The organism is Neobacillus sp. YIM B06451 (assembly GCF_032667185.1).
Taxonomy (GTDB): Bacteria; Bacillota; Bacilli; order Bacillales; family Cytobacillaceae; genus Bacillus_D.
This window is the reverse complement of sequence record NZ_JAVFKJ010000013.1, coordinates 21,032-33,029: the sequence shown is the minus strand read 5'-3', so window position 1 is coordinate 33,029 and position 11,998 is coordinate 21,032. Positions and strand designations below refer to the sequence as shown.

At 45.2% G+C, this 11,998-nt stretch carries 10 protein-coding genes and 1 other annotated feature; of the genes, 4 read left to right on the top strand and 6 right to left on the bottom strand.

Features of this window, described 5'->3' with window-relative positions:
• Positions 1-6: 6 nt before the first annotated feature.
• Complete coding sequence (locus tag RB160_RS18160) at positions 7-1,368, bottom strand: VanW family protein (RefSeq protein WP_316571850.1); 1,362 nt, start codon at positions 1,366-1,368, stop codon at positions 7-9.
• A 36-nt stretch (positions 1,369-1,404) separates the two neighbouring features.
• Complete coding sequence (locus RB160_RS18155) at positions 1,405-2,229, bottom strand: hypothetical protein (protein ID WP_316571849.1); 825 nt, start codon at positions 2,227-2,229, stop codon at positions 1,405-1,407.
• Positions 2,230-2,377: 148 nt separating this feature from the next.
• On the opposite strand from RB160_RS18155, the gene RB160_RS18150 reads away from it, so the two are divergent.
• Genes RB160_RS18150 through RB160_RS18140 form a run of 3 tightly spaced genes read left to right on the top strand, consistent with a single transcriptional unit; the run spans position 2,378 to position 4,163 of the window.
• Entirely contained in the window at positions 2,378-2,815 is a 438-nt protein-coding gene (locus RB160_RS18150) for a type IV pilus modification PilV family protein (RefSeq protein ID WP_316571848.1), read from the top strand.
• A 3-nt stretch (positions 2,816-2,818) separates the two neighbouring features.
• The gene (locus RB160_RS18145; RefSeq protein WP_316571847.1) at positions 2,819-3,274 is read left to right on the top strand and encodes a PilW family protein; all 456 of its coding nucleotides are present in this window, start codon (positions 2,819-2,821) and stop codon (positions 3,272-3,274) included.
• Between the two features lie 13 nt (positions 3,275-3,287).
• Positions 3,288-4,163: a type IV pilus modification PilV family protein gene (locus RB160_RS18140; protein ID WP_316571846.1), complete on the top strand. Its 876-nt coding sequence runs from the start codon at positions 3,288-3,290 to the stop codon at positions 4,161-4,163.
• A gap of 77 nt (positions 4,164-4,240) precedes the next feature.
• Here RB160_RS18140 and RB160_RS18135 read toward each other — a convergent pair whose 3' ends face one another.
• The 3 genes from RB160_RS18135 to RB160_RS18125 form a co-directional block, all read right to left on the bottom strand.
• Complete coding sequence (locus RB160_RS18135) at positions 4,241-5,959, bottom strand: sensor domain-containing diguanylate cyclase (protein WP_316571845.1); 1,719 nt, start codon at positions 5,957-5,959, stop codon at positions 4,241-4,243.
• Between the two features lie 85 nt (positions 5,960-6,044).
• On the bottom strand, positions 6,045-7,349 hold the full coding sequence (locus RB160_RS18130; protein WP_316571844.1) for a bifunctional folylpolyglutamate synthase/dihydrofolate synthase: 1,305 nt from the start codon (positions 7,347-7,349) through the stop codon (positions 6,045-6,047).
• A 275-nt stretch (positions 7,350-7,624) separates the two neighbouring features.
• Positions 7,625-10,267, bottom strand: coding sequence for a valine--tRNA ligase (locus RB160_RS18125; protein WP_316571843.1), 2,643 nt, complete (start codon positions 10,265-10,267; stop codon positions 7,625-7,627).
• Between the two features lie 79 nt (positions 10,268-10,346).
• Positions 10,347-10,580, bottom strand: a binding site (T-box leader).
• Between the two features lie 159 nt (positions 10,581-10,739).
• Between RB160_RS18125 and RB160_RS18120 the strand changes: the two genes are divergently transcribed.
• On the top strand, positions 10,740-10,928 hold the full coding sequence (locus tag RB160_RS18120) for a hypothetical protein (protein ID WP_316571842.1): 189 nt from the start codon (positions 10,740-10,742) through the stop codon (positions 10,926-10,928).
• A 16-nt stretch (positions 10,929-10,944) separates the two neighbouring features.
• Here the strand turns inward: RB160_RS18120 and ysxE are convergent, their stop codons facing one another.
• Positions 10,945-11,976: a spore coat protein YsxE gene (gene ysxE, locus RB160_RS18115; RefSeq protein ID WP_316571841.1), complete on the bottom strand. Its 1,032-nt coding sequence runs from the start codon at positions 11,974-11,976 to the stop codon at positions 10,945-10,947.
• Positions 11,977-11,998: the final 22 nt, after the last annotated feature.

The window sequence follows — 11,998 nt, the reverse complement described above, 5'->3', positions numbered from 1 at the left end:
TCTTTTTTATTTCGGAACTTCATTCGGTTTTCCCCAAAGGGCTCCATCATCGTTAGAATCAGGAAGGGACTCATCTTGCCCGGGTGCCTGTTCTCCCTCTGCTTCTTCAGGTATCACCAAATCGGGCGTACTGTTTCCATCGACAGGCTCAGGCAATTCCACGCTTCCAACAGGTGGAGTTTCAGACGATCCCCCACCCTGTTGCTGGGAGTCACCTGTTGGCAGGGCATGGACTTCTACCCGGTGTATCGGTGGATAATAATCTTCCCCGATGTATTGCGTATCAAGCAGATTACCCTGGCTGTAAATTTCCCGGTAGATTTTAATAATTGAACCCGACTTTCCTTCTTCGGTAATCTTAATCTGGCCGGCTTTTAAATAAGGGCTGTATTGCTTGATCGTCTTTGGCTGGAACGTTTCTTCCCCGTCAGCGACTGCCTTGTATTCATAAAGGAATCCTCTTCCCTCAATAGTTGCAGTCAGTTTGCCTCCGCTATAGGTAAACGCAATGGCGAACTCGGCGGCATTCGGATTTTTGAAAATAAAATCCTTGCCTGCCGCAGGATCCGCGAATGCCTCGGAACCCAACTTTGCATACTCGGGAAGCTGCTTGCTGATGTTGCGCTCAAGTATGTCAAAATTCGTTTGCAATACCGCGATATAAACAGATGTCGCTAGCATACTCGTTGCCAGAGGAGAAAGGCCGTCTATTCCTTTGCTTTCAATAGCGCGGATGATGGAAAACTCGGTCTCCCCTTCAATCTTTATTCCCGAGAGCTCTTTCGCCGCCATTTCAAGTTCATAGGAAGGCTCTTTGACATCGACGGAACCGGATGCGATCACCCCAGGATTTCCTTGGACATTTGCCAGGAAAGGATCAAGCGCAAAGGAAACCGGTCCGGTTGAAAGCATCTTCGCTGGCTCGGTAAGCCTTTCGCCCATAGTGTTTAGGTCGATTTCTTCTCCTATTAAAGCTGGGGAAATCTTTTCAACCCATTCAATCAGGGTTCTTTCATCCACGCTCACCTGGACCGCATTTTGCTTTCCATCCACGAGCGAGGAAATGGTCCCGTCCGGATCAAATGCAAATCTGGCAACCTCAAGGTCTATTGATTTTTCTTTAAAATGAAGTTTAAAGCTTGAATTTGCCTGCCATTTCGCAATTTCGTCCTGCAGCAGGGAGAGAGCCTCTTGCGGTTTCTTGCCTTCAAGATTGATATTTCCAACCGCTGTTCCTGGAAGGTAGCCTTTTTCAGACGAGAAAAGAGCTCCAAACGCTTTAGGCCCGTAATGTGAAAACCCGAAAACATACGCCGTACTCAGGATGAGGACGACAAATATTTTTAAAACTTGCTGATTCTTCTTCATGCGAAACCGCCCTTCCCTCTTTGGGCAAAAATAAGCCTACCCATTTCGCGAACCCCCTGCTTTCTCCTTTTCAACAGTTGCGGCTGATTCAAGTAAGGCGGTAAGGTAATCATCCTGTTGTTCGAATTGAACATCGTCCTGATCTCTTTTACCAAAATCGAAAACCGGCAATTCCGCATCTTCAGTTTCGACCAGGACTTCCAAATCACGTTCGTCAAATGCAGATGCCGGCCCATCCAAAAACGGGGATGGAGGGATTGATTTTTCCAAAACCTCCTCAATGTCCTCATATAATCCAAGCTCATCGAGAAAGCTGGTTTCCCCCTTCGCCTCTGGATTTTTATTTGCCAGAGGGGTGAATGGCACGAGTTCGTCGCTTTCGAGAACCGGAAGAATTGCATCAGTGTTTTGTGACAGTCCAATTTCTGCAATCTCTTCAGGCTCCAGGTAAGCAAGGGTTTCCGTGTCCTGAAGTTCCGCTTTTATAGGTTGAGCTAAAGACTGGTCCTTTGGAACGACCTCTACATCCGTTAGTTCCAATGGCTCATATTTATTAACAAAATGTGAACTTTTCTCTTGTTCATCCTGGAAAAACGATAATTTATCAATTCTGTTCGGGACATGAAATAAAAAAGCGCCGAATTTACGGGCAAAAATTAGGGACGTTCCTCCAGCTATCGCCATTATTAGAAGGGCGATTTGCCACGGGGGCACGAGTTCCGAAAGATAGATCGCTCCAATGGCAAACAGGGCCGCTGTAAAACCGAGAAAGAGCTTCCCCTTTCCAGTTATACCGATTGGAAGGAAATATAATACAGGAAAAAGCAGGATAAGCGAAGCCAAGCCGAATAACACTTGCATTGGATAAACCTCCAATTCCCTTCGAATTTAGCTAATATTTTTCAAAATATTTCAAATTCACTGGGAAAATCAGATAAAATGACAGTATTCTACTATTATCTTATTGTATAATAAACGTAGATTGTTAGAAAGAGGGTGGTGGACCACAATGAAGAAATATTTCCAAAAACAAGGAGGTTTTACACTACTTGAGGTACTCCTGTCCATTGTGTTGCTCTCAATAATCCTTACTTCCTTCCTGGGCTTTTTTACCCAGTCAGCAAGTTTCGCTAAAAAAAACCAATACAAGCTGAACACGATACAAACTGCCCAGAAAATTGTCAATTTAATTGAATTAAATGTTACAAAACAGGATTTGATAGAGAACAACATAATTGATGGGAGCGGTTTTGTTATAAGTGGAAAAAAAACACTTAACCAAATTGATATCGAGAACTTAATAGAAGAATCAACTGGCCATGATTACAACATTGAGGCAACTGTAACAAATAATAGTGCTGAGAATTTAATTATGTTTAAAATTGTTGTTCAGAATCCTGCCAGTCCTGGTAATACGTCTGAAACCTATACCTATATACGCAGGTGAGCCATGAGAAATGAAAAAGGTATAACATTAATTGAACTTTTAGCAGGAATCTCCATTTTACTTGTCATTTCTTCCGTTATTTTTGGAGTTCTACTAAACTCAAATAAAAATTACAAAAACATATCTGACAAGACTAATTTGAATCAAGAGGCAAATATTATACTAGCGACCTTAAAAAGTTATCATACTAAGCAGGAACTCCACTCTATTGATTCAAACGAAACAGAGACCTACATAATCAAAAATGATCCTTCCTCCCGAAAAGCATACATAGGTAAATCCCCAACAAGTCTTACTCCATTGCAAAGCGAAGGAATATTGATCGATCTTAAGCTGGCTGATTTAGAATTTACTGGAGAAAAAACAATTTCCCCCAAAGATCCACTTTTTGTTTATTTCAAAATATCCAATAAACAAGGCCAGTATCTTGAAATAAATACAATTATTAAGCAGTATTAAGGGGTAGATAAGTTTGAGGAATGAAAGAGGCTATACGTTAATACTTGTAATGATTATTATATCTATTACAATGATTTTTGCCCTTTCTTTAAGCGGCTTGACACTTTCTACAAGAGCACAACTTAATAAAACGGATAAACTGACTAAAGCGACTGACCTGGCAGAGATGGGGATAACATATTATCAGGGGGTAATTACCGAGCATATAGCAGAAGCAAATTCTGAAGCGGCTAAAGAACCATCACTTTATGATACGCGATTTTATAATACACTTTTTAGTAGATTAAATGTTAGTTACCCAGTAGTTGAAGTCGATACCATTAAAAATACGTTCAAAATAAACTTCAAGCATCTGGAAAAAAAGTCCAATTTGATTACTGTCACTTTTGAGAGCATGGGACAGTCTGATACAGAAACATCAAAGGTAACCGGGTATTTTACTATACGAAAAAGTACAAATACCAATAAAGAGGGTGAGCCCATACCATCACCATCCTTTTTTTCAAAAGTGGAAACGAATCCTGTTAACCACGTCAATAGCAAATCCAATAAATCAAAGATTATAACCTATTCCTCTTCCACTTACTTTAAGGAACCTGTAATTATTGAAGGTAACAGGGACTTATCAGTAAATGGTGATGCATACTTTTCCAAGCTAACTTTGCAGGGGGCAGCATCGATTACGATTGTAGGCGATGCAATATTTGAGAGGGAAATTGATATTACACAAGATCCCAATTCGAAATCATATTCCATCTGCGTGTATGGAAACACATACAAACTGGATTCTACCAAGACAAAATTAATAACATATACCCTTCCTAAAAATAGCTGTGCGAAGAATGAATGGGTCTTTGACCCGAATAGTGGAACAAATGTAATGTACTAAAAGGAATGTGACACGTAAAAACTCTTAATACGAAAAGAAGCTGGCTCCAATTTTGGAACCAGCTTTTTTTGATTTCATTATTTGACATACGCGGCGACCCTGTTCCTGCCCGCCCTTTTCGCGCCAACATACAGGGCGCGGTCCGCATGGCGGATGAGGGCCAATGGATCTTCCGCGTCATCGGGTGCCGTCGCGATCCCAAAGGATGCGGTTATTTTTATGGATAGATTATGGCTATTTCCTTCTAGATGTTGGGCGAGAATGAATGGCCAGTTTGCGATTGATTCCCTAATCAATTCGGCCAGGTTATAGGCTTCCCGGCTCGTCACTTCAGGCAGGAGGATGACAAATTCTTCCCCTCCATACCGTGCAACGGTCCCTGAGTCTCCGACAATATTTTGAATCCTTGAAGCCAGTTCCTTCAATACCTCATTCCCACTTTGGTGCCCATATGTATCATTGACTGCCTTAAAGTGGTCAATATCCAATATGATTAACGCAAGCCTATCGCGTACATTCTTTTCAAGCATCCCGAATTCCTTGTACAGGACTTTTTCGAAATAACGGTAATTATGGAGCTTTGTCAGGGAGCAGCGCTCACTCTCTTCCTTAGCCTGCTCATAGTGACGCGCATTTTCAACAGCGATAGCATAATGGGAGCAGAGGATATCCACAATCATCAGCTGGGATTTTTCATAGGCGCGTTTCCTTCTCGATGCAAGTACGACAACCCCGACGATTTTCCCATTTTTCATCATTGGGATACCGAGAATGCTTTCGGCGTCGCCAGGAATATTTGCGCTAACAATGTTGCCCCATTTCTTCCTTGATGTGAAAAGGACAGGCTTTCCAGTTCCCCAAACAGTCCCGCTAATGCCTTGATGTTTTTTAATCCCCATATGGTTGGTTGGCATAACAACCCCATTTTCAACCCGCCTCGCCAAATGGATGTCGTCATTTTCCTGAATTTCAAGGACATACGCATAGTCAATGTGCAGCATTTCGGACAATTTTTGCAAAAACAGGTCGGTTACCTCATTCACATTGACCCGCTCAGCAAGCTGATGGCCGATTTCAGCCGCTTTCTGGAGATATTCATTCACATGCTGGGTTGAGTCATACATTTTCAGGATAAGCGATACACTTGCAAACGGGCCCCCAATGAAAAGCAGCGCCATAATGCCAAGATCAAGATGGAGCATGTACAAAACAAATCCGAGCGGGAGGGTAATCACGCTAGAAACAGTTTCCCAAATGAAATCCTTGCCGAAAAATGAAACCTTGGTCCGGTAAACCAACATTTGATGCAACATGACAATCAACTGGTTGAGAATATAATATATGACGGCGTATGCAAGGCCCAGCCAGATCGGCCCCATCCCTTCCTTAAAGTCGGGGACAACCGTACCGCCGAGGAAGTAATAAAACATACCGCTCAAGAACGAAACAAGGAAGAACATCGCGGAATTCAAAGGAAGCCTGAACATTCCTTCCCTTGGAATCCGGAGTTTCACTAAGAGGACGAGGACAGACATCTGGATTGTGACCAGTTCAATGAATAAGCCATACCTTAGGAATATCGCGATCGATACCCATTGGATTAGAAAAATCGTTACACCGTTAATAACCATCGGCATGGAGGCCACAATCGCCGAAAGGCCCATGAAACCAAGCACATCGATGGCATTCAGATCGGCCGGAGGTGGAGAAACATTGTATGTAAGGACAAGGCCGGGAGGGACAAGCAATAGCCAATAGATCAATATCCATTTTTTCATGCGCGGGGATACAGTCAATGCTTTCCCTCCTATGGTAAAATAGTCACAATTTTAAATATATTTTACCAAATAAAAACATACTTGTCACATGCAGGGAACCTTTTTATAAAATTTTTTCCAATAAATATTTCCTTGCTTCGGAAATGAAGTATAGGGAACCTGTTACAAGTAGAATCCACCCTTCTTGCATTCCATTTATTTCGCCTTTGAGGAAAGTTTTCCAATCGTCCTCTTTCCGGCTTTCCGGGCTTCTGCTAATAGCAAGGAGTTCTGATGCGCTTGCCGCCCGCGGAAAATCAAACGACACGAATGTAATCTTGTCGGACACCTCCTCGAGGCGGTGAATCATGCTGTCGAGCGGCTTATCCTTGAGTGCGGCAAAAACGATGTGGACTTTTTTACCTGAAAACCGAGAAGACAGTTCATTTGCGAGCGATTCGATTCCTTCCGTATTATGGGCACCGTCAAGGATGACAACCGGATTATTCGAAACGAACTCAAGCCGCCCCGGCCAAAAAGCTTTTTTAAGTCCCGTTCTGATCTCCACTTCTCCCGCTTTTATTTGGCCGCTTTCTTTCAGAAACTGTGCGGCAGTGACAGCCAATGACGCATTCGCCGTTTGGTGCACGCCAATCATCGAAACTTCCAAATTGTCCAACTTGGCAAATGGGGATGATACCGTAAACTTTTCCCCCTTGCTTGTTTTCTCATGGGCACTGATTCGGATTTCCTCACCCAGCTTGTAAATTGGGGAATGCTTCCCAGCTGCCTGTTCTATAATGACCGAAAGCGCTTCGGGATGCTGGGTACCTGTAATTACAGGAATGCCTTCCTTGATTATCCCAGCTTTTTCAAACGCAATCTCCCCATATGTATCACCCAGGATTGAAATATGGTCCAATCCGACATTCGTGATGACAGAAACAAGTGGAGTAAGGATATTCGTCGAATCGAACCGGCCGCCAAGCCCGACCTCATAAACGGCAAAGTCTACAGGCCTTACCTCGGCAAAATAGACAAACGACATCGCGGTAATCACTTCGAATTCAGTGGGCCCGCCGAGTTCGGATTGATCCAGTTCATCCGCGAGTGGCTTGATCCTGTTGGCCAGTTCAAGGATTTCCCCATCCGTGACAGGCGTGCCGTTTACACTGATCCGTTCATTGAAACTTTCAATGTATGGAGAAGTATACGTTCCGACGGAATAACCCGCCGCCTCGAGGATGGACCGCAAAAATGTGACAGTCGAGCCTTTCCCGTTTGTTCCCCCGATATGGATCGTTTTTACCTTTCTCTCGGGGTTCCCGAGCCGCTCCATCATCCACTCCATCCGTTTCAGGCCCGGCTTGATGCCAAGCCTCAATCTTGCATGTATCCAAGTAAGCGCTTCATCATATGTTTGAAACATCGTTCATGCCTCCAATGGAAAAGCGGAGGCGCCCGTATGAGCTGGGCGCCGTTGCCAATCCAATTCAAAAATTATTATGATTGGTCATTCTGGTCTTGCTGGTAAACAGCATGTTTACTTTTAAACAAGACCGTTTCAACTGGGATGTTCCCTTCAAACGGTCGTGACAGCCTCTTTCAAGACCAATCCACGTACAAAAACTCTCCATTTTAACAGCCGGAAGACGAACCCCAATTGTGATTCGCCTTCCGTCCGCATATTTCAACAAAACAGGTTTAACCCCTCAATTCCTTAATCCGAGCTTCAACAATTGCGCGTTTTTCGGAGTAGTCCCGTTCCTTGGCGCGTTCTTCTTCAATAACGTTTGCAGGCGCCTTTTTGACGAAGCCTTCGTTGCTAAGCTTCTTCTGGACCCTTTCAACCTCTTTATCAAGGCGCGCCTTTTCTTTTTCAAGACGGGCAATTTCCTCTTCGATGTTGATAAGGCCTTCAAGCGGAAGAATGATTTCTACGCCTGTATTAACGGCCGTCATCGCTTTATCCGGAGTCGCAACATCTGTTCCAATCTGCAGCTCTTCCGGGTTGCAGAAGCGCTCGATGTACGCGCGGTTCTTTTCAACCATTCCAAGAATCGTTTCATCCTTCACCTTAACAAGCATTTTAATCTTTTTGCTCAAAGGCGTGTTCACTTCAGCGCGGATATTCCGTACTGAGCGAATCATCTCAACCAGCAGCTTCATTTCCGCTGCGGCTTGCTCATCTGTCAGCGAAGCATCAGCTTTTGGCCATGCCGCAACTGTAATCGATTCGCCTTCATGTGGGAGGTGCTGCCAGATTTCCTCAGTGATAAACGGCATGAATGGGTGCATCAGCCTCATTGTGTTGTCGAGGACATAAGCCAAAATGGAACGGGTCGTCTTCTTGGCAGCTTCATCTTCGCCATACAAAGGCAGCTTCGCCATTTCAATGTACCAATCGCAGAAATCATCCCAGATAAAGTTGTACAATGCGCGGCCGACTTCGCCAAATTCATAGCGCTCAGACAGGCGGGTTACCGTTTCAATCGTTTCATTCAGCCTTGTCAAAATCCACTTATCCGCAGTCGACTTCTCGCCGCTCAAATCGATTTCATCATACTTTAAGCCGTTCATGTTCATCAATGCGAAACGGGACGCATTCCAAATCTTGTTCGCGAAGTTCCAGGTTGCTTCAACCTTTTCATTGCTGAAACGAAGGTCCTGGCCAGGCGAGCTTCCCGTTGATAGGAAGTACCTTAAGGAATCCGCGCCATACTGGGCGATAACATCCATCGGATCCACGCCGTTCCCGAGCGATTTACTCATCTTACGTCCCTCTGCATCACGAACGAGACCGTGAATCAGAACATCCCTGAACGGACGCTCTCCAGTGAACTCAAGGCTTTGGAAAATCATCCGCGATACCCAGAACCCAATAATGTCATAACCAGTAACGAGAACATCAGTCGGGAAGTAGCGCTTGTAATCTTCGGCATCCTCATTCGGCCAGCCCATCGTCGAGAATGGCCAAAGCGCCGAACTGAACCATGTATCGAGAACGTCGTTGTCCTGCTTCCAGTTTTCTTCGTCGGCAGGAGCATTTTCACCAACATAAACCTCGCCAGTTTCCTTATGGTACCACGCAGGAATCCGGTGGCCCCACCAAAGCTGACGTGAAATACACCAGTCACGGGTGTTTTCCATCCACCGCAGGTAATTGGTTTCAAAGCGGTCCGGAACAAAGTTTACTTTGTTTTCCTTTTCCTGAAGAGCAATCGCCTCATCAGCGAGCGGCTGCATTTTAACAAACCATTGAGTTGAAAGATACGGTTCAACAACAGCGCCGCTCCGCTCGGAATGGCCAACTGAATGCAGATGGTCTTCAATTTTGAAAAGAACGCCCTGCTCCTGAAGGTCCTTTACAATCTGCTTGCGGCATTCGAAACGGTCCATGCCGTTATATTTGCCAGCGCGCTCGTTCATCGTACCATCTTCATTCATGACGAGGACGCGCTCAAGGTTATGGCGATTGCCGATTTCAAAGTCGTTCGGGTCATGGGCAGGCGTAATTTTAACAGCACCAGAACCAAACTCCATATCAACATAATCGTCGCCGACGATCGGAATCTCGCGTCCGACGATCGGGAGAATCACGGTTTTCCCAATAAGGTGCTTGTAGCGGTCATCTTCAGGATGGACGGCAACCCCTGTATCACCGAGCATTGTCTCAGGGCGGGTTGTCGCGATTTCAATATGGCCGGAACCATCGGCCAACGGATACTTCATATGGTAAAAAGCTCCTTGGACATCCTTGTGGATAACCTCGATATCGGAAAGGGCTGTCTTTGTAGCCGGGTCCCAGTTAATAATGTATTCGCCCCGGTAAATCAGGCCTTTTTCATAAAGATCAACAAAAACCTTTTTAACCGCATCGGAAAGTCCTTCATCCAGTGTGAAACGTTCGCGGCTATAATCGAGGCCCAGGCCAAGCTTTGCCCACTGTTGGCGGATATGGCCGGCGTATTCTTCCTTCCAGCGCCACGTTTCCTCAACGAATTTTTCACGGCCAAGGTCATAGCGGGTTTTCCCCTCATTGCGTAGCTTTTCTTCAACCTTCGCCTGGGTCGCGATCCCGGCATGGTCCATCCCCGGCAGCCAGAGAACGTCAAAGCCCTGCATCCTCTTCATCCGAGTGATGATGTCCTGAAGCGTTGTATCCCAAGCATGGCCAAGGTGCAGCTTTCCGGTTACGTTCGGCGGCGGGATAACAACCGTGTACGGCTGCTTCGTTTCGTCGTCCTTCGCTTCGAAAAATTTGCCATTCACCCACCAATCATAGCGTCCCTGCTCGATCGACTGCGGGTCATATTTCGTCGGCATGCTGATTTCGTTTTGATCCATCTTAATTCCTCCTTGGTTTGCTCTTGAAAATGGACTTTGGCGGTATCTGTTTTTCCATAAAAAAACTCCATTCATCCAATAAAAGGACGAATGGAGTGCGCTCGCGGTACCACCTTTTTTCCGGCAAGACATACATGCCGGCACTTGATTGAATAACGGAGTCGATCCGTCTTCCACTACCGGGCCCGGGGCCTTTGGCGGAAGAAGCTCAAGGGTGACATTCCAATGGGCTGCCTGGGAAACCTTTCAGCTAGTAAATTTCCCTCTCTGGAAAGCAACTGGGCATTGTACTCTTCCCTGTCAGTGCTTTTTTGCTATTAATTTATACTCTATACTACCCAAAAAGATGGCGTGACGTCAATCAGGATGGCCAAAATTTTTCGGTTTCAACCCCCTTTTTGGAAAAATGGGCCCACACAATCTGGGCTCCCCCTGCATATAATGGTGTACGATGCACCGGGAGGGATGTTCCATGAAAAGATTCAACCGCTTTATGTACCCGCCGTGGCTAAGGACATGTCGTGCGATAGCCGCGCAGTTCTGCATCCCGTTTTGTATTTTCCAGGCCATAAGGACGATTCTTATACCTACCACATTCGATGTACTTTTGCTTGCCGTTCTCATTTTAATTGCTACCGCTATTTATTTGGAAATTATTTAAGGAGCCCTGGTGATGGTCACTGGGCTCCTTCTTTTGTGGCCTGCTGCATGCGGTCGATTTCCGCGAGTCTCATTACCACATATTCGGTATTTTTGAGATGCCAATATTCCTTCAACAGTTTTCTCGAAAACCTGAACTCATTTTTAGGTCCTCGCTTGTAAAAATAGGCTTCCGCCACCCTTGTGATTTGAAGCGGGTGGGAAAGATAGCTGTAAAACAGCAGCTTTTCATCTGGTTTCAAAGGAAAGTATTTGAAGTAATGCGTTACCCATTCGACCGCCTCTTCACTCCTCCGCGGCTGGGTTTCAAGCATCCGCGACATGAACGGAAGCAAATCATGTGTAGGTGACCCATATCCGGCCTGTTCAAAATTGATGAAATAGCCCTGCCCCGTTTCATTGTAAATGAAGTGCTCGGGAGACAATTTTCCATGGATGATAACCATCCGGGCTTTTTCCAGATCCTTGCTCTCTTCCTTCCATGCTTCAAGCTTCTCCTTCGAAAACTTCAATGCTTGTGAGATTTCACCATAATACAGGCAAAATTGCAGTTCGACAGGTGACATATAGACTTTCTTTTCGCACTGCTCGATAAATCCATCCAGGAACTCCTGGTTTTTTTCATACTGGGCAATCATTTTATCAAAATGGTCCTGCCGCATTTCCTTCTCGACTTTTACCTCGCGGGCCGACAGCGTATGAAGCCTTGCAAGTTCGCGGACCATTTGCAAATTCCGATTGTCAAGCCCTTCCTTTATATCATTCGGAAGCCACGGCATCAGGTAATACAGCTTTTGGCCTTCAAGGATTCCGTATCGCCCATCCATCGCAGGATAAATCGGTACAATACGATTGTAGCCGCGCTGGTACAAATTATGGACATGCCGGATAAAACCGATTCCTTCGCGGGCATCAATCCATTTCAGGGCAAACGTCCCTTTGTTGCTATAAATCTTCTTGATTCTGCCATAATCCTCCACATAGTAGGGATGAATACTGTATGGCTGCAGGATTTCGGCGAATTCCTTCAAGCGGTTCGTTTCATTCATTGGAATTCAGCTCGCTTTTTGG

Bases quoted from the DNA above. Each gene is read 5' to 3' on its own strand.
- RB160_RS18160 (WP_316571850.1), bottom strand. From the start codon at position 1,368: ATGAAGAAGAATCAGCAAGTTTTAAAAATATTTGTCGTCCTCATCCTG.
- RB160_RS18155 (WP_316571849.1), bottom strand. From the start codon at position 2,229: ATGCAAGTGTTATTCGGCTTGGCTTCGCTTATCCTGCTTTTTCCTGTA.
- RB160_RS18150 (WP_316571848.1), top strand. From the start codon at position 2,378: ATGAAGAAATATTTCCAAAAACAAGGAGGTTTTACACTACTTGAGGTA.
- RB160_RS18145 (WP_316571847.1), top strand. From the start codon at position 2,819: ATGAGAAATGAAAAAGGTATAACATTAATTGAACTTTTAGCAGGAATC.
- RB160_RS18130 (WP_316571844.1), bottom strand. From the start codon at position 7,349: ATGTTTCAAACATATGATGAAGCGCTTACTTGGATACATGCAAGATTG.
- RB160_RS18125 (WP_316571843.1), bottom strand. From the start codon at position 10,267: ATGGATCAAAACGAAATCAGCATGCCGACGAAATATGACCCGCAGTCG.
- RB160_RS18120 (WP_316571842.1), top strand. From the start codon at position 10,740: ATGAAAAGATTCAACCGCTTTATGTACCCGCCGTGGCTAAGGACATGT.
- ysxE (WP_316571841.1), bottom strand. From the start codon at position 11,976: ATGAATGAAACGAACCGCTTGAAGGAATTCGCCGAAATCCTGCAGCCA.